The 16387-nt window shown below is 35.3% G+C and carries 16 protein-coding genes; 1 reads left to right on the top strand and 15 read right to left on the bottom strand.

The genetic code is table 11. The features are described from left to right. Nucleotides 1–3: 3 nt before the first annotated feature. The 6 genes from mraY to F5ESL0246_RS03260 form a co-directional block, all read right to left on the bottom strand. Complete coding sequence (gene mraY / locus F5ESL0246_RS03285) at nucleotides 4–963, bottom strand: phospho-N-acetylmuramoyl-pentapeptide-transferase (RefSeq protein WP_122018087.1); 960 nt, start codon at nucleotides 961–963, stop codon at nucleotides 4–6. 6 nt (nucleotides 964–969) lie between these two features. Beyond that, nucleotides 970–3135 (bottom strand): penicillin-binding transpeptidase domain-containing protein, encoded by a 2166-nt coding sequence (locus F5ESL0246_RS03280; RefSeq protein WP_122018086.1) that lies wholly within the window; start codon nucleotides 3133–3135, stop codon nucleotides 970–972. Further along, a complete protein-coding gene (gene ftsL / locus F5ESL0246_RS03275; protein ID WP_122018085.1) occupies nucleotides 3135–3497 on the bottom strand; it encodes a cell division protein FtsL in 363 nt (120 codons plus the stop codon). Before ftsL ends, F5ESL0246_RS03280 begins: the two co-directional genes overlap by 1 nt. Nucleotides 3498–3510: 13 nt before the next feature. After that, nucleotides 3511–4458 carry a 16S rRNA (cytosine(1402)-N(4))-methyltransferase RsmH gene (rsmH, locus tag F5ESL0246_RS03270; RefSeq protein ID WP_122018084.1) on the bottom strand — a complete coding sequence of 316 codons (948 nt, stop codon included), beginning with the start codon at nucleotides 4456–4458 and terminating at the stop codon, nucleotides 3511–3513. A gap of 3 nt (nucleotides 4459–4461) precedes the next feature. Further along, a complete protein-coding gene (gene mraZ, locus F5ESL0246_RS03265) occupies nucleotides 4462–4893 on the bottom strand; it encodes a division/cell wall cluster transcriptional repressor MraZ (RefSeq protein WP_122018083.1) in 432 nt (143 codons plus the stop codon). Between the two features lie 241 nt (nucleotides 4894–5134). After that, nucleotides 5135–5461 (bottom strand): DUF3397 domain-containing protein, encoded by a 327-nt coding sequence (locus F5ESL0246_RS03260; protein WP_122018082.1) that lies wholly within the window; start codon nucleotides 5459–5461, stop codon nucleotides 5135–5137. A gap of 99 nt (nucleotides 5462–5560) precedes the next feature. Here F5ESL0246_RS03260 and F5ESL0246_RS03255 point away from each other — a divergent pair, with 99 nt between their 5' ends. Beyond that, nucleotides 5561–5701 carry a DUF4044 domain-containing protein gene (locus F5ESL0246_RS03255; protein WP_122018081.1) on the top strand — a complete coding sequence of 47 codons (141 nt, stop codon included), beginning with the start codon at nucleotides 5561–5563 and terminating at the stop codon, nucleotides 5699–5701. 27 nt (nucleotides 5702–5728) lie between these two features. On the opposite strand, the gene mreD is transcribed toward F5ESL0246_RS03255, so the two are convergent. The 9 genes from mreD to F5ESL0246_RS03210 form a co-directional block, all read right to left on the bottom strand. Then, nucleotides 5729–6262, bottom strand: coding sequence for a rod shape-determining protein MreD (gene mreD, locus F5ESL0246_RS03250; RefSeq protein ID WP_122018080.1), 534 nt, complete (start codon nucleotides 6260–6262; stop codon nucleotides 5729–5731). Further along, nucleotides 6262–7113: a rod shape-determining protein MreC gene (gene mreC, locus F5ESL0246_RS03245; RefSeq protein ID WP_122018079.1), complete on the bottom strand. Its 852-nt coding sequence runs from the start codon at nucleotides 7111–7113 to the stop codon at nucleotides 6262–6264. Before mreC ends, mreD begins: the two co-directional genes overlap by 1 nt. Before the next feature lie 50 nt (nucleotides 7114–7163). Continuing rightward, nucleotides 7164–8168 (bottom strand): rod shape-determining protein, encoded by a 1005-nt coding sequence (locus tag F5ESL0246_RS03240; protein ID WP_122018078.1) that lies wholly within the window; start codon nucleotides 8166–8168, stop codon nucleotides 7164–7166. Nucleotides 8169–8265: 97 nt separating this feature from the next. Beyond that, the gene (locus tag F5ESL0246_RS03235) at nucleotides 8266–8889 is read right to left on the bottom strand and encodes a RadC family protein (RefSeq protein ID WP_122018077.1); all 624 of its coding nucleotides are present in this window, start codon (nucleotides 8887–8889) and stop codon (nucleotides 8266–8268) included. A gap of 38 nt (nucleotides 8890–8927) precedes the next feature. After that, nucleotides 8928–9605, bottom strand: a complete 678-nt coding sequence (locus F5ESL0246_RS03230) for an HAD family phosphatase (RefSeq protein ID WP_122018076.1) — start codon at nucleotides 9603–9605, stop codon at nucleotides 8928–8930. Then, nucleotides 9586–10863, bottom strand: a complete 1278-nt coding sequence (locus tag F5ESL0246_RS03225; RefSeq protein ID WP_122018075.1) for a folylpolyglutamate synthase/dihydrofolate synthase family protein — start codon at nucleotides 10861–10863, stop codon at nucleotides 9586–9588. Before F5ESL0246_RS03225 ends, F5ESL0246_RS03230 begins: the two co-directional genes overlap by 20 nt. A 1-nt stretch (nucleotide 10864) precedes the next feature. Beyond that, a complete protein-coding gene (locus tag F5ESL0246_RS03220; RefSeq protein WP_122018074.1) occupies nucleotides 10865–13504 on the bottom strand; it encodes a valine--tRNA ligase in 2640 nt (879 codons plus the stop codon). Between the two features lie 271 nt (nucleotides 13505–13775). Continuing rightward, the gene (gene thiI, locus F5ESL0246_RS03215; protein WP_122018073.1) at nucleotides 13776–14993 is read right to left on the bottom strand and encodes a tRNA uracil 4-sulfurtransferase ThiI; all 1218 of its coding nucleotides are present in this window, start codon (nucleotides 14991–14993) and stop codon (nucleotides 13776–13778) included. 6 nt (nucleotides 14994–14999) lie between these two features. Continuing rightward, nucleotides 15000–16157 (bottom strand): cysteine desulfurase family protein, encoded by a 1158-nt coding sequence (locus tag F5ESL0246_RS03210; RefSeq protein ID WP_122018072.1) that lies wholly within the window; start codon nucleotides 16155–16157, stop codon nucleotides 15000–15002. Between the last annotated feature and the right edge of the window lie 230 nt (nucleotides 16158–16387).

Below are 16387 nucleotides of genomic sequence, written 5' to 3'. Positions count from 1 at the left end.
TGTTTACCCCCAAATCATAAGATACAAGATACTTCCTAGTAATCCAACTATCCAGAAAATAAAATCAACTTTCCATTCTGAATATCCCAGCATTTCAAAATGATGATGAATTGGAGTCATTTTGAAGATTCGTTTTCCAGTAGTTTGAAAAGAAATGACTTGCAAAATTACACTTGCAGTTTCACAAACAAAGACAATTCCTATTAGTAACAATGACCATGGGCGATGTAAGAATATGCTGACAGCAGCTAGGCCTCCACCAAGAGCTAATGAACCAACATCTCCCATAAAAATCTTGGCTGGCTTATGATTGAAAACGAAAAATGCTAGTAGGCCGCCTAATACGCTCATACAAAATATTAAAACTGCTAAATTTTGTTGTTTAAACGCTAAAACTGCATAAGTTCCATAAGCAATTACTGACAATCCGGTGGCTAATCCATCTAATCCGTCTGATAAGTTCACTGCATTTGAAAAACCAACCAACCAAAAGACAATAAACACAATAAATAAAAAAATATTGCTGACAACACCAAAAAATGGCAAATAAAGACTAAATTTGAAATGATCAGCAGTCGCAAGTACAACTATCAGTAATGCAATTAAAATCTGAAGAGTAAATTTTTGCCAAGCTTTTAATCCTAAATTACGCTTATAAACAAGTTTTATACCATCATCAAGAAATCCAATTAAGCCATAACCTAATAAACTTAACACCAATATTAAAATCAATTTACTAAATTCATGCTGCCATAATACAACCCATAACGTTGAAACGACAGAAGCAAGTACAAAAACAATACCACCCATTGTTGGTGTTCCTGATTTTTTCTGATGCCACTTAGGACCTTCATCACGTATTTCCTGTCCTTCATGGTGTGATCGCATCAAAATGATCATCCATGGTAAAAGAAGACTTGTAATTACTAATGAACTGACTAATGCTATGATGCTAATAAGCATAAGGTGCTACTCCTTTAATTTTATCTTTATTTTATCTTTTGACTTAATCGGTAATTTTGGCAAAATACTCTGATCTTGAACCCTGCCTGACCCACTAATAATTAGATTTAGATCAGTTAATTCAGAAAATTGATGAAGATCATCAAGTGTCCAACCTTTCATATTTGGACAAATCATTTGCCCTGAAGTTTTAACAAATAGCCGTGACCCAGGCAATTCTTTTTTACCAGGAAGATAAGCCTGTGCCGTTATTTTATCACCCTTACCAATTTTTTCTAGTTCAAGGCCAACCTGATTCGCTTTTTTTACAGCATCAGAATAATTCAGCCCTTTAAAATTGGGTACCTTAACATATAGTGAACTATTCAGTCCACTTTGCGACATTAAAATAATTCTCTTCATTAGGGGCTTGAAAATAGATGCCAAAATCACTTCAGCGGGTTTACTCATTCTGCGTGGTTGTTTCATTGTAATATAGATACAATAACGCGGATTTTTGGCTGGCGTAACACCAACCACCGAAAAAATATAATTACTATCACCTTTTAAATAGCCTCCGCCTTTAAGATTGGCGATCTGAGCTGTACCAGTTTTAGCTGCAATACTTTCATGATCAATTCTATAAATTGATCCAGTACCAATGCGCTTATTCAAAACCTGCTTCATGTTAGACAAGACTACTTGCGCAGTTTCAGGAGAAAATACAGGCTGGCCAACTTTTTTAATTTGATAATTAGTGATTGTTTTCCCTGTTGGATCGCATGTTTTATCAACAAATTGTGGTTTAACCATTTGTCCATTATTTGCCAAACTACTGAATGCCTGCATCATTTGCATTACATTAACATTTACACCTTGACCAAAACTAGTTACTGCCTGATCAATTGGTGAATTAAAAGTCAAAAAGCCTGGTTGCTCGCCCGGCAAAGTTACTCCTGTTTTTTGACCAATACGGAATTTTTTCAAATAGCTATACCAAGTCTTGGCCCCCATTTGTTGTTCAATATGAACAAATCCTGTATTGCTGGATCGCGCAAATGCTTGTGAAAATGGTATACTTCCCCAGCCATGCGCCTGCCAGTCATGAATAGCTGAACCTTTAACTAGCACAGAGCCAGAATTGTAATATTGATTAGGATGATAATTACCACTATTAGTAGCGGCTGCTAGTGTTAAAACCTTAAATACTGATCCAGGTTCAAAAGTGTCCTGAATCAAGATATCACGATATGAGTGACTTAAATTTTTTTTCGTTTGCGGATTGAATGTTGGTCTTTGTGATGCAGCTAATACTTTACCAGTTTTTAAATCTTCTACTACTGCTGTCATTGATACAGGGTCGTAGTTTTTTTGAACATAAGTTAACCTACTTTCCAGATAAGTTTGTAGCTGTGAGTCAATAGTTAAGTAAATATTATTTCCATCAACTGGTGCTTTGTATGTTTGAACACTGTTTGGCGCTTGATAATTTGCAGCATCAACCGATGAAATTTGATAACCATCCCTACCAGACAGAGTATTATCATACCATGCCTCAAGTCCCATAGTTCCTACCAAATTTTCTTTTTTGGTCTTCTTATTATATTCTGGAGTTGCTAATCCAATCACATGAGAAGCAAAATTACCATTTAAATAGAGTCGAGACTGTGTCTCAAAAAATTTGATTCCTGGCAATTTCATCTTTTCAATTTTATCCTTTTGTTTCTTATTTAAACCAATACCAGCATTACCAAATTGTACTTGAAAAGCTGGATGTATTGGAGACAAATAATGTAAAATTTGATTTTTGGATAAAGGCAGAACTTGAGCTAATTTTTCAGCTGTTATTTCTTTATTTACAACATATTCCGGTTTGTTTTTGTAATTAATTGACGACTTATCCAAAATGGCATAAACAGTATACAATTGAGAATCTTGCGCAACTGCTAATCCATTGCGATCATAAATCGTTCCACGATTTGCTTTTAATACTTGATTGCGCATATACAACTGTTCAGTTTTCTGGTTTAAATTTTGACCATTAACAGTTTTAGATATTCCAATATATAAAAATCTACCCATAAATACAAGAAAAACCAAAGCTACAGTTACCTGAAAATATCTTCCAACTGTAAAACGGTATCTGTGAGCTTTGGATTTTTGTGATTCTAAATTTATAACGCGTTTTTTCATTAGCGAATAGTCCTAATATTTTTATCGATTAAAGTCAACCCATTGTTACGAGCAATCCTGTTCATTCTACTAGTCGAAGTTAACTCTCCCATTTCCTGACGTAAATCGCTAACTTGACTCTGCTTTTTTTCAACTAAACGCTGTACACTGGTAAGTTCATGCTGGGCTGATGTTGCAGAAATACTAGAAGAAACTAAAATAGCCATTAAAACAACTGTAATAATTGCTCCCACAGTCAATAAAGTCTTCTCGAAAACAGACCAAGAAACTTGATGATAATCAAGAACTTGCCGCTGCCTATTTTGTGGTTTTGGCTTTTCATTAGGATTAAATTCTATTTTTCTTGCTAAACTATCAGCCATTGCTTTTCCCTCTTCACAATTTTTCTGCTACCCGCAACTTGGCACTGTGTGAGCGGTTATTATTTTTTAATTCTTCATCTGAAGCAACAATTGGTTTTCGATTAACCAAACGCATTCTTGCTTTTAAAGTATCTGGTATCATTGGCATTCCCCTTGGAACTTCAACTTCAGAATACTTTTTAAAAATACTTTTGACGATTCGATCTTCGTCGGATTGGAAAGTAATTACACTAATTCTGCCACCCGGCTTTAGTAAATCAATTGCCTCTTCAAGTGATTCATTTAATACTTCGAGTTCATGATTTACAGCTACACGTAAGGCTTGAAAAGTTTTCTTTGCAGGATGTCCACCGCTACGACGAACATACGCCGGAATAGCTTCTTTAATTATTTCCACTAGCTCAAAAGTTGTTTCAATCGGCTTTTTTTGTCTGCTTTCAATGATTTTGTGAGCAATTTGACGTGAAAATTTCTCATTACCATATTTATATAAAATATTTGCTAAGTCTTTTTGACTTGTTTCATTTACCAGTTGATATGCATCGAGGCTTTGCCTCTGATCCATTCGCATATCCAGTCTGGCATCAAAGCGATACGAAAATCCACGTTCAGCTTGATCAAATTGTGGAGAAGAAACTCCTAAGTCATAATAGATACCATCAATACCATCTTGATAACCTAGCTTAACCAGATTCACATTCAGATGGCTAAAATTATCGTGTACCAATTTTAATTGCGGTCCGGTTTTCGAAGCTAATAAATTAGCAAAGTTTAACTTTGCTGAATCTATTGCATATTGATCTTGATCAAAACCGATTAACGTTCCTCTATCAAGTTTACTTAACAAGTACTTTGCATGTCCGCCTCCACCAAAGGTTGCATCCACATAAAGCCCATCATTTTTTGGTTTTAATTCATTAATTGTTTCGTGTAAGAGTACACTGGTGTGTTTGAATTTCATAATTTATAGTTCAATATTATCAAAATCTTCAGCAATGTCATCATAATCTTCGTTAGCCTGTATGCTAAAATCTTCCCAACGATTTTTTGACCAAATTTCTATTCGATCTGAAACGCCAACAATGACACATTCTTTAACCAAGGAAGCGTGATTCTTTAATGTTGTGGTCAGATTGACACGCCCTTGTTTATCGAATTCACACTCCATCGCACCAGAATAAAACAAACGTGTAAAACTACGTGCATTTCTCTTAGTCAAAGGAAGTTGTGCTAATTTGGCTTCAATTTTCTCCCATGCCTCAGTGGTATAGCCGAATATACAGCCCTCCATTCCACGCGTAAAAATCATCTTGTCACCAATCTGACTTCGTAAACGAGCAGGTATAATTAAGCGTCCTTTACTGTCAAGATTGTGATGATATTCACCCATGAACATGGCTTAGCCTCCTTCCTAAGAATAATTTACCACAATTCACCACTTCCTACCACTTTTTTAGTAATAAAAGATGAATTATTTAATTTTTTATTTTGAAATAAGTAAATTACCTTTATTTTTCAACTTTTTTATTTAAGAAAAATGTGGGGGTCTCATTGTTTCCAAATAAAAAACTGCTAAACTAATACTTTTAAAAAGCAAAATTTAGCAGTTTTTTATTTTATGTTCGAATTACTTAGAGTTAGATCATCATAAATAACAAGCCAAGATACCAAAATATTGTATTGACAGTAAGATAATCCCAAATTTGACGGATTAATTTAATTAAAGAAATATTTTTATTTTTAATTGCTTCAACAGCAGCTAAAATCACAATCAGAATAAAAAAAGTGAAAAAGCCATAAGGCAAGAATTCTGGCTTATCTTGCTGAACCGAAATTAAGTGACATGCCATAATAAAAAATAAAGGTAAAACATCATATCCTCTAAATTTTGCTTTTGGAAAAAAATGAGCTAGTCCAAAAGCAATAATTAATCCAATTAGCGGTAGTAAAAAAATATAAAGCATATTGCACCTCGATAATTTAATTATGCCTCTTATTGCTTTTCCTAATTGAAAAAAATAATCAAGTAGAATAAAATATTGTTCAAATAGGAGGACGAATTTATGGCACGTAGACATAAAAAGAAAAGATCAAAATTTCAAAGACTAACAATTGTAATGGCTTGGTTAATGGCACTCATTACCTTGGTAGGCATTATTATGCAGGCAGTTAGTTCATTAGCTAGCATGGGAATGCTAGGATAAAAACGTGAAGGCAGTGGCTTCACGTTTTTATTGTTTGTAATTATCAAGATTAACCATAAAGGGATAATTACTAGCCAAAACGTCCCAAAGTTTGTAAGTAATTATTGTAAATAAAAGCGACCAACAAAGAGTAGGTATGATGCTTGTAAGTAGTTTGGTAACCGAAATACTACTAATGCCGACCAAATTTATAATCATCCAAGTATAAGAATCAAGCAAAATTACAGTTAACAAAACAACCAGAATCCTAACCCAAAAAACTTCTGGCAAAAAACGAGCTATCCGTTGTAATCCCCAGCAAATAATTGGTAAAGAAATAGTATAAATGCCAATGATTCCAAAATAATACAAATCAGCAATAATTCCACTACATAGGGAGAGCCAAATTTCATTTTTATTTGTATCATCAAATAATGCAATCAGCATAATACCAATTGGCATCAACAAATTAGAACCACCTGTATTGGCAAAAAATTGATGCAAGAAAAAAGAGAGACTCGCATTAGTAACTAAGGCAACATATAAAGCAAATGCCAAGGTGAATTTCTTGAAGACATGCATTACTCGGCTACCTTTCTTTTTATCACAGTAACAATAGACGGATCATTTAATTCACCAGCTGGATTAATTTTTATCAAATTAGACAAACCAAAAGTATCATGTGTTGTAGTAGCAATTGAACCAATTAATAATCCTTTTGGTGAATTCCCCCCCATACCACTTGTATATACTTTGATTCCTGCTTTAAGCTTATGAGCGTCAATTGCTTGAGTAAAGGCTAAAGTATTAGATCCAATTACAGTGATAACTCCATGAACTTTTTTTCCATTAGTCGCTTCCGCTTCAACCGCAAAACGATTTGCTGATTTATCACTAGTTGTAATTAATTCAACTTTAGCAGAAGCAGCATTAGTTTCAACAATTCGTCCAATCACACCACCACCTGACATGACTGCCATGTTTTTTTGTAAACCTGAAGTAGTACCTTTATTGATCACCAGCAAATCAAGCCAGCTATCTGGTGAACGTGAGATAACTGAAGCCTGTACCGTGTCATAGTCGGTCATTGTTTGTTTTACTTTTAATGCTGCCTTTAATTGTTGGTTCTCCGCTTCAAGCGCTTGATTGCGGGTTTTAGTCTGTTGTAATTCAGTTACACGACTCTTTAAATAATTGTTTTCATCTTGCGTTTTTAATAAATCATAAACACTGTTTAAATTACCTGAAACTATGCTAATCGGAAAATTAACTATTCTGGTACCAACTGCTACAATATCATTTCCAAAGCTTTGTATAAGTAGTGGTGTATTTCGATTATTACGTAAACTTACGCTACCACCTATGATGGAAAAAGCAATAATAATAACTATACAGACTGATAATAATTTTTTATTTTGTAAAAACTTCTTCATATGGAATTTATCCCTAAAGAAAAGTCGGCAAAAATAGCCGACTTTCAAGATTATCTGCGACTTTTGCGCATTAGTTCAATGTTTTTAAGAGATTTGCCAGTCCCTAACGCAACACAATCAAGTGGATCCTGAGCAATAAAAACTGGGACTTTAGTTGCTTCTGAAATAACATCTGGCAAATTCTTCAGCAATGCTCCACCACCGGTTAAAACAATCCCATGGTCAATAACATCTGCCGCAATTTCTGGAGATGTTTGTTCAAGTGTCTCTTTAATTGCCACAATGATATCCTGAACAACATCTTGAATAGCATTAGCAACATCAACAGCTTTTACATCAACAGATTTTGGTAAACCACTAACTAAATCACGACCACGAATATTAATCGATTCAATATTCGTGGCTTTTTCAACTGAAGCCGAACCAATTTGAATCTTAATATCTTCAGCAGTACGCTCTCCAATTAATAAATTAAAATTAGAGTGCACATAGTTTATAATTGCAGAATTAAACTTATCTCCAGCCTGCCGAATTGATGTAGAGGAAACAATGCCACCAAGTGAAATTGTGGCAACATCTGTTGTACCTCCACCAATATCAACAACCATGGATCCAGTAGGATCCATGACTGGAAGCCCAGCACCAATAGCAGCAGCAAAGGGCTCTTCAATTACAAAAGCTTCACGAGCACCAGCAACCCTCGCGGCGTCAATGACAGCACGCTTTTCTACCTCGGTTACACCCGATGGCACACAAATCATTGCTGAAGGCTTAGCATTTCCCACTGTTTTCTCAATAAAGTATTTTAACATGGCAGCTGTAGTATCGTAATCCGCAATCACTCCATCTTTCATTGGTCGAATGGCAGCAATATTAGCTGGCGTTCTGCCGATCATTTCACGAGCTTCTGAACCAACTGCGATCACTTTATCAGTTTGAGTGTTTTTTGCCACAACAGAAGGTTCTCTAAGAACAATTCCTTTTCCTTCCATATAAACAAGAGTATTGGCTGTACCCAAATCGATACCAATATTTTTAGCTCCTAATCCAAACACGAAAATCTCTCCTTAATAACTGCAGTCTCTAAATCTTGAATAATTATAGCATAAAGTACGGCTTAAAATAGATTTCCGAGTTAAGTTTTAGATGATTTTAAAATAATTGTTTCTCTTTCAAGCTGAGATATTTGCCTTTACCGACAATAAAATGATCTAAAAAATCAATGTGCATTACTTGAGAAATTGATATTAAGCTCTTAGTTAATTCAATATCACTCTTAGATGGTAACAAATTACCACTAGGATGATTATGAACAACAAAAATTCCTGCACAAGCATATATCACGGCCCAACGAAAAATTTCCCGTGGATGCGCAATTGACTTATCCAAGGTTCCACGAAATAGGCACTTTTCTGCAATAATATGATTACTGTTATCAATATACAGAACCCATAATTCCTCCTGTTGGTGACCTGCCAACTTATCCATTAAATACATCCCTACTTCATTGCTGGAGGTCAAAATAGCCTCACGATCAGGCACAGCTAATCTCAATCTTTCAAGCAAATCTTCACAAATAATTGCAAGATCATCATCACAATTAGCGCCAGAAAGATAAGCAAACAGATCACTAAAACTATTCACTTGAAGTTCTGTAAGTTTTTTAATTAACTCATCAAATCGACTAATTCCATTATCATTCAGTCGATTAAATAAGTTACACAACAATTCCATATCTGTGTCTACGCAAAAGTGACTGGATTTGATATACTTCATTAAATCATTCCTTTCACTAATTAGATACGTAGAAAAGACTAAATTTTTTCTAAAAACTCAGCAAAACTTGAACAAACATCCACTGCACTATCCTTATCTTGATTATTTGCAGGCAATAAATTAGGAATCATTACACACTTTATTCCAGCACTAGTAGCAGATTTCACTCCAGAAGAAGAATCTTCAAAAACAAGTAAATTACGTTTGGGTAATCCCATTCTTTCGACAGCTAAAAGATAAATATCTGGTTCTGGTTTTGGCTTGATATGATTTCTATAAATGTCAGCAGAATTCAAATGAAAATCAAAGTAATTTCGAATACCAGTTACCCACAAATTATGTTCAACTACTTCCTCTGTATTACTTGTCACGATTGCCATCGAAAGTGCAAGATGCTGAAAGCAATCCAAAGCTCGCTGAACTCCGGGAAGTAACTTTAATTTACCCTCATCAGTCCATTGCCAAACCAATTCATTTGTACGTTTAATAAAACGATTCCGTTGCTCATCGCTACTAAAATAGCGATGATAAAAATGATTCATTTCATCTTCTGATGACCCAACAAGTTTTAAATAAAGATCATCTGGAACATTAATATGAGCTTCTTTAGCAGCCACTATATTAGCTTGCCAATACAGCTTTTCAGAGTTCATCAATAATCCATCCATATCGAACAGAATTCCCCTAACACGCTCGTTAATCCCTTGAACTTTCATTTGATTCCTCCAGCCGCAAAATATTACCAACTAGGTAAAATGATCCCGTTACTACTAGTATATCATTTGATTTACTCTCATGTTTTAAGGAAGCATATGCAACTTTCCAATCTAGCCAATAAGGATATTTATTTTTGATTTTTTTCGGAAAATCTTCCAATTTAGCGGCACGTGGATAATCAATCGTTGTTAGATTTACCCGATCCGTTTCTTTGAACAAAGAAAAAATAGGATCCAGATCTTTATCCCGCATTATCATAATTAAAATTCTCACTGTAGCTTTACGCAAATTTTGCTGTTGATGAACAAAATTCAGCAAATTTTTCATTGCTTGCTGATTATGCGCCCCATCTAAGATAATTAAAGGTTGGGCCTGTAATATTTGATAACGTCCTGGAATTACAGTTTGATTAATCGTATCTATAATTTGCCTATCTGATAGTTGTAGCTGCAATAAAAAAAAGGCCTTAAGTGCAACAGCAATATCATAACTTTCTACCTTAGGTCGTGGTAAAAAACTAAGATGATGCTCATTATCTTGATAGATCAACTTTTTATTAAGAAAAATTTTAAAATTTTGCCCCATTTTATAGCATGCAGCATGTTGTTTAACCGCCCTTTTATTAATTATAGGCATAACTTCTCGTGGAATATTCCCCACAACTAACGGGCGATTTTTTTTAATTATGCCACTTTTTTCATAAGCAATATCTTGAATAGTCGGACCGATAATTTTCTCATGATCCAATCCAATTGTAGTAATAATGCTGACCTCTGGAATAATTACATTCGTTTTATCATGTTGACCACCAATGCCAACTTCAATAACCGCAAAATCACATTTTTCCTTGGCAAAGTATACAAAGCTCATAGCAACTTCATATTCAAAAGTTACTAATGAAAAATCCGGGTCAAGTTTTCTTATTTTGTATAGAGCATTTTCAATTTGATTAGCTGTTTTAAGCATGGCAGAATCTGTCATGTTTTTACCATCAATTTGCATTCGTTCACCAAACTCAAACACATAAGGTGAAACAAAAAGACCAGTCTTTTGACCGGCCTTTTCTAGCAAATGGCTTAAATAATACGATGTCGACCCTTTACCATTAGTCCCTGTTACGTGGATTGTTTTAACCCGGTCTTGTGGATCACCAAGGACATGTAAAATTTTTTGAATGTAACTTAAATCGGATTTAGAGTGTTTTTTAGGTAGAGCATATAAATATGACAAAAAGGTTTTCGTATTATTAAAAATCACTTTATTCACTCTTCTTCAATTCTTTAATTCTTTGCCGTACACCATCAAGTTGACTTTCATAATCGGACAACTTTTCTTTTTCCTTGTCGATAACAGCTGCTGGTGCATGTACCACAAAGCCCTGATTACTCAACTTCTTTGTAGCCCGTTCCACCTCAGCTTCAAGATCTGTTTCTTCTTTTCTCATCTTCTTAATTTCATCTTCAACATTAACTAAATCAGCTAATGGTATAAAAATTTGCGCTCCCGAAACAACGGCGGTCTTAGCCAATTTAGGCGCTGAAATTTTAGTTGCAATAGTTAATTCTTTTGGATGCAAAAAGTTTTTAACATAGTCAGAATTATCTATTAAAATGTGTTCATTTTTTGCATCTTCTAATTGAATCATGATATCAATAGAAGATGATAACGGTGCATTAACTTCCATTCTAATATTACGAACAGCCTTAATAATTTCAATTAAGAAAGCCATATCATGCTGAGCAGTATCATTAACAAATTCATTATGTTGTTCAGGGTACTTAGCAACCATAATTGACTTACCATCGTGTGGCATTGACAACCATAATTTTTCAGTTACAAACGGCATGATTGGATGAAGTAAACGTAAAATCTGATCAAGAATCCAAATTAAATTATCTTGCTTTCTAGCCTTTAATTCCGCATTATCTCCATTTAATGCAACTTTGGAAATCTCAATGTACCAGTCACAAAAATCATTCCAAATAAAGTTATACAATTCTCGGCCAGCTTCACCAAACTTGTATTCATCAAATAGCCGAATGACTTCACTAACAGTGTGATTCAATCGATCAAAAATCCAACTATCCGATAAATCAAACTGCTTAGTATCAGGTAAATGTGCCGGCTGCGAATCTTCTGGTAAATTCATGATTACAAATCGGGCAGCATTCCAAATTTTATTTATGAAGTTCCAAGCAGCAGATAATTTTTTCGGATTATAACGTGTATCTTGGCCTGGTGCTGTTCCATTAAGTAAAAACCAGCGTAAAGCATCGGCACCGTACTCATCAACCACATCCATTGGATCAACACCATTACCCAGAGATTTACTCATCTTTCTACCTTGTTCATCACGAATTAAACCATGTAAAACAACATCCTTAAATGGACGCTCATGGGTAAAGTGCAAGCTTTGAAAAATCATTCGTGATACCCAGAAGAAAATAATATCATAACCAGTAACCAAAGTATTAGTTGGAAAATAGCGTTTAAAATCGGCAGCATCTTCATCTGGCCAACCCAGTGTCGAAAATGGCCACAAAGCACTTGAAAACCATGTATCTAAAACATCAGAATCTTGATTCCAGTTTTTTTCATCCTTTGGTGCTTCCTCACCAACATACATTTCACCAGTCTTTTTATTATACCAAGCAGGAATTCGGTGACCCCACCATAGCTGACGAGAAATTACCCAATCATGAACATCTTCCATCCAATGCTCAAGTGTTTGCTCAAAGCGTTCAGGAACAAAATTGACCTTATTTTCAGTTTTTTGATTTTCTAGAACTTTCTCAGCCAACGGCTTCATCTTTACAAACCATTGTGTTGATAAACGTGGTTCAACTTGAACACCAGAACGTTCAGAATGACCAACGGAGTGAACAATTGGTCTAACTTTAATCAAATAGCCTTGATCCTTTAATTCATTAACCAGGGCCTCACGGCAGTCAAAACGATCCATTCCTGCAAATTTTCCAGCATTTTCATTCATCGTACCATCATCATTCATTACGTTAATCCGTTCTAAATGATGACGATTTCCTACTGCAAAATCATTTGGATCATGTGCTGGGGTAATTTTAACTAGTCCAGTCCCAAATTCAGGATCAACATGTTGATCTTCAATAATCGGAATTTTACGACCTACTAGTGGCAATACCAATTCTTTACCAACAATATTTTTGTAACGTTCATCACCATGTGCAACAGCAACGGCTGTATCTCCAAACATGGTTTCTGGCCTAGTTGTCGCAATTTCTACAAAGCCCGAACCATCAGCGAATGGATATTTAATATGATAAAAAGCTCCTTTATCATCCTGATGAATAACCTCAATATCACTCAAAGCCGTTTGCAGTTGTGGATCCCAATTAATAATATATTCACCACGATAAATCAAGCCTTCATTATATAACTGTACAAATACCCGTTTTACAGCTTTCGATAGTCCCTTATCTAAAGTAAAGCGTTCACGCGAATAATCAAGGGATAGCCCCATCTTGGCCCACTGGCCTTTAATAATATTTGCGTATTCATCCTTCCAGTCCCAAACTTGTTTTACAAAAGCTTCACGGCCCATTTGGTGACGATCTTTTCCTTGCTTACGCAATTTTGCTTCAACTTTAGCTTGTGTCGCAATTCCAGCATGATCCATGCCTGGTAAATATAAGGTATCATAGCCCTGCATCCGTTTTAAGCGGATTAATGTATCTTGAATTGCGGTATCCCAGGCATGCCCCAAATGAAGTTTTCCTGTAACATTTGGCGGTGGAATAACAATGGAATATGGATGTGCTTTTTTATCACCCGATGGTTTAAAAAGATCCTGATCAAGCCATTCTTGATACCGACCTTCTTCAACTTCATGGGGATCATATTTAGGTGCTAGATCTGTCATAATTTTTCTCCCAATAAAAAAATCCTAGACAAATTGTCTAGGACGATTTAATTTAACCGCGGTACCACCTAAGGTTAAGCAGGTTAAAACCTGCTTCTCTTAACAGTGATAACGGTTAACTTACCGAATTAGCTTACTATTAGTTCAGCCAATCAGCTTAATCAAGCTACCAATTAACCTTCATTCGGCTTTTCACCAACAATGAGCCTTTCTCTATTTATAAAGTTAATACCCTCTTGATTATTGCTTTGCATGTATTATAGCATTTTTTTTATAGCAATGCAGTATCTTCCTTAGCTTTATTAGCTAAGAATTTATCGCCAGGATAAATAGTAGTTATTTTCATACCATCGAGAGCTCGGTTGACCAATGCTGCAATGTCAAGGCGAGATTCATATTCACGAACCTTATCAATTCTTGGCTTGGTCTTTGGACGAGGTGGCGCAAAAATTGTGCAACAATCCTCAAACGGCTGGATCGATAAATCAAAAGTTCCGATCTGTTCAGCTAAACGAATAATTTCAGTTTTATCCATCGTTGCCACTGGGCGCACAACAGGAGTAGTTGTTATATCATTAATTGCTGCCATCGATTCCAATGTCTGAGATGCAACTTGCCCGATAGATTCACCATTAAAAATCGCTAAACCTCTTCTTTTTGCACGGATTTGATCGGCTAAGCGCAACATAAATCTGCGTTGAACCGTCATTAGATAACCTTCTGGTAATTTTTCTTTAATAGTTTCTTGAATTTCAGCAAATGGTACAGCAATAAAATTAATTCGCCCAGAATAATTGGCTAAAATTCCAGTCAATTCCTTAGCTTTATTTAGTGCTTTTTCAGTAGTGTATGGTGGACTATAAAAATGGATCATATCAATGTCTACACCACGTTTTAAAGCAAGATATGATGCAACTGGCGAATCAATTCCCCCAGATAGCATCATAACTGCGTGACCACCAGTACCTACAGGCATACCACCGGCACCATGAAGCAACTGGTTAGAAATATATACCGCATCTTGGCGCACCTCAATACGTAATACCAAATCTGGATGCTTCATTTCTACTTTCAAGCCAGTCATATTTTTAAATAAATAATCACCAATCATTAGGTTTAATTCATTAGTGTCATAAGTAAAATGATGATCACTTCTACGGGTATTAACTTTAAAACTCATGCCAGCTTTAAAAGTTTCTTTCATTAATGCAAGTGAAGTTTCCCTAATGGCATCTAGCGTCTTTTCTACTTTAATAGTTGGTGAATACGTTTGAATTCCAAAAACTCTTTTTAGCCGTTGATCTATTTCAGTAAAAGGTGCGTCATTTAATACAATATGCATTCTATCGTGACGTGGATGAATTTCAACTTGCGGAAAGTCACGTAGAACTTTAGTTACATTTCCAGCAAGCCGTCCGATAAAATCCTTCCTATTTTTTCCTTTTGTTGAAAGCTCACCATAGCGAACCATAATTTCAGTATATTTCATTACTTTTTATTCTCCTAAATGATTAATTGGGGCGAAATGTTGGTAAATTTTATCAAAAACTTTAATAAATTCATCAGCTTCTTCAATAGTGTTTGTCTCATCAAAACTCAACCGAATTGCACTTGTAGCATCCTTATCATCGACATGCATAGCAACTAATGTACTAGCTTCTTCACTTTTGGTAGAAGCACAAGCTGAAGTAGTAGAAGTATAGATATCATGCTCTTCTAATGTATGAACTAAAGTTTCACCGCGAATACCTTCAAGCGCAAAACAAAGAATATGTGGAGCAAAGTCAACTGAACTCTGTGAAAAAATCTTAATCCCAGGTTTGTTTTGTAGATAATCAACTATTCTTTGTTTGATTGTTACCTCGAGGTTGGCCTTCTGTACCTCATTTTCTAAAAGTAACCGTATAGCCTTAGCCATACCAGCGATTGCAGGCAAGTTTTCAGTTCCTGAACGTAAACCCTTTTCTTGTCCACCACCATCATGTAGTGGAAAAATCATCTTACCACGTTTTTTATAAAGAATTCCTGTTCCACGAGGGGCATGAAACTTATGCCCTGACAAGCTAAATAAATCTACGCGTGGTGTAAAAACTCGCGACCAAATATTTTTACCAAGAGCCTGAACATTGTCAACATGAAAGCTAATAGTCGGGTAATTATCTAACAAGTCACTAATTTCTGCAATTGGTTGAATCGTTCCAATTTCATTATTAACTCCCATGACTGACACTAGCGTAGTATTTGAATCAATAGCGTTACGAAGATCCGTAACACTAACGCAACCTCGTTTATCAACTGGCAAACGCGTAACCTGAAAGCCAAGACTTTCTAAAGTTGTAAACGTATTGGCCACTGAAGCATGTTCAACACTTGACGTGATGATATGTTTACCAAATTCGCGTTTTTGCAATGCGGTTCCTTTAATTGCCCAGTTATTTGATTCCGTCCCGCCAGAAGTAAAGAAAATTTCATCGGGTTTAGTTCCTAAAAGATTAGCAATTTGGTTACGCGAACTTTCCAACAATTGAAATGCACGGTCTCCAAGTTTATGTAAGCTAGACGGATTGCCCCAAATAGTCTGTACTACCTGCTCATAAGTTTCTAAAACCTTTGAATCAATCTTAGTTGTTGCGCTATTATCAAAATATATCATGTAATAAAATCATCCCTATGTATTTCTGTATTTTTCGCTCAACAGCGATGTTTTGCAACATAATTAGCTTCGTATAAATTCACTTTAATTCGTGAAAAATCGATATTTTTGTCCCTTTTGTGTCCCCAAAATTATCTGCATCAGTATAATTAACATTTGGGGCCATCAGAATTCTTTGCCAATAGTTATTCTAACATCTTAACAGTCTTTTACAAATCGGAAAATCTTTA

It is taken from the genome of Lactobacillus sp. ESL0246 (assembly GCF_003692965.1).
Taxonomy (GTDB): Bacteria; Bacillota; Bacilli; order Lactobacillales; family Lactobacillaceae; genus Lactobacillus.
This window is presented reverse-complemented; position numbering and strand designations above follow the sequence as displayed.

Excerpts from the sequence above, each read along its gene's own strand:
- mraY (WP_122018087.1), bottom strand. The coding sequence starts at position 963 with ATGCTTATTAGCATCATAGCATTAGTCAGTTCATTAGTAATTACAAGT.
- F5ESL0246_RS03280 (WP_122018086.1), bottom strand. The coding sequence starts at position 3,135 with ATGAAAAAACGCGTTATAAATTTAGAATCACAAAAATCCAAAGCTCAC.
- ftsL (WP_122018085.1), bottom strand. The coding sequence starts at position 3,497 with ATGGCTGATAGTTTAGCAAGAAAAATAGAATTTAATCCTAATGAAAAG.
- rsmH (WP_122018084.1), bottom strand. The coding sequence starts at position 4,458 with ATGAAATTCAAACACACCAGTGTACTCTTACACGAAACAATTAATGAA.
- mraZ (WP_122018083.1), bottom strand. The coding sequence starts at position 4,893 with ATGTTCATGGGTGAATATCATCACAATCTTGACAGTAAAGGACGCTTA.
- F5ESL0246_RS03260 (WP_122018082.1), bottom strand. The coding sequence starts at position 5,461 with ATGCTTTATATTTTTTTACTACCGCTAATTGGATTAATTATTGCTTTT.
- F5ESL0246_RS03255 (WP_122018081.1), top strand. The coding sequence starts at position 5,561 with ATGGCACGTAGACATAAAAAGAAAAGATCAAAATTTCAAAGACTAACA.
- mreD (WP_122018080.1), bottom strand. The coding sequence starts at position 6,262 with ATGCATGTCTTCAAGAAATTCACCTTGGCATTTGCTTTATATGTTGCC.
- mreC (WP_122018079.1), bottom strand. The coding sequence starts at position 7,113 with ATGAAGAAGTTTTTACAAAATAAAAAATTATTATCAGTCTGTATAGTT.
- F5ESL0246_RS03235 (WP_122018077.1), bottom strand. The coding sequence starts at position 8,889 with ATGAAGTATATCAAATCCAGTCACTTTTGCGTAGACACAGATATGGAA.
- F5ESL0246_RS03230 (WP_122018076.1), bottom strand. The coding sequence starts at position 9,605 with ATGAAAGTTCAAGGGATTAACGAGCGTGTTAGGGGAATTCTGTTCGAT.
- F5ESL0246_RS03220 (WP_122018074.1), bottom strand. The coding sequence starts at position 13,504 with ATGACAGATCTAGCACCTAAATATGATCCCCATGAAGTTGAAGAAGGT.
- thiI (WP_122018073.1), bottom strand. The coding sequence starts at position 14,993 with ATGAAATATACTGAAATTATGGTTCGCTATGGTGAGCTTTCAACAAAA.
- F5ESL0246_RS03210 (WP_122018072.1), bottom strand. The coding sequence starts at position 16,157 with ATGATATATTTTGATAATAGCGCAACAACTAAGATTGATTCAAAGGTT.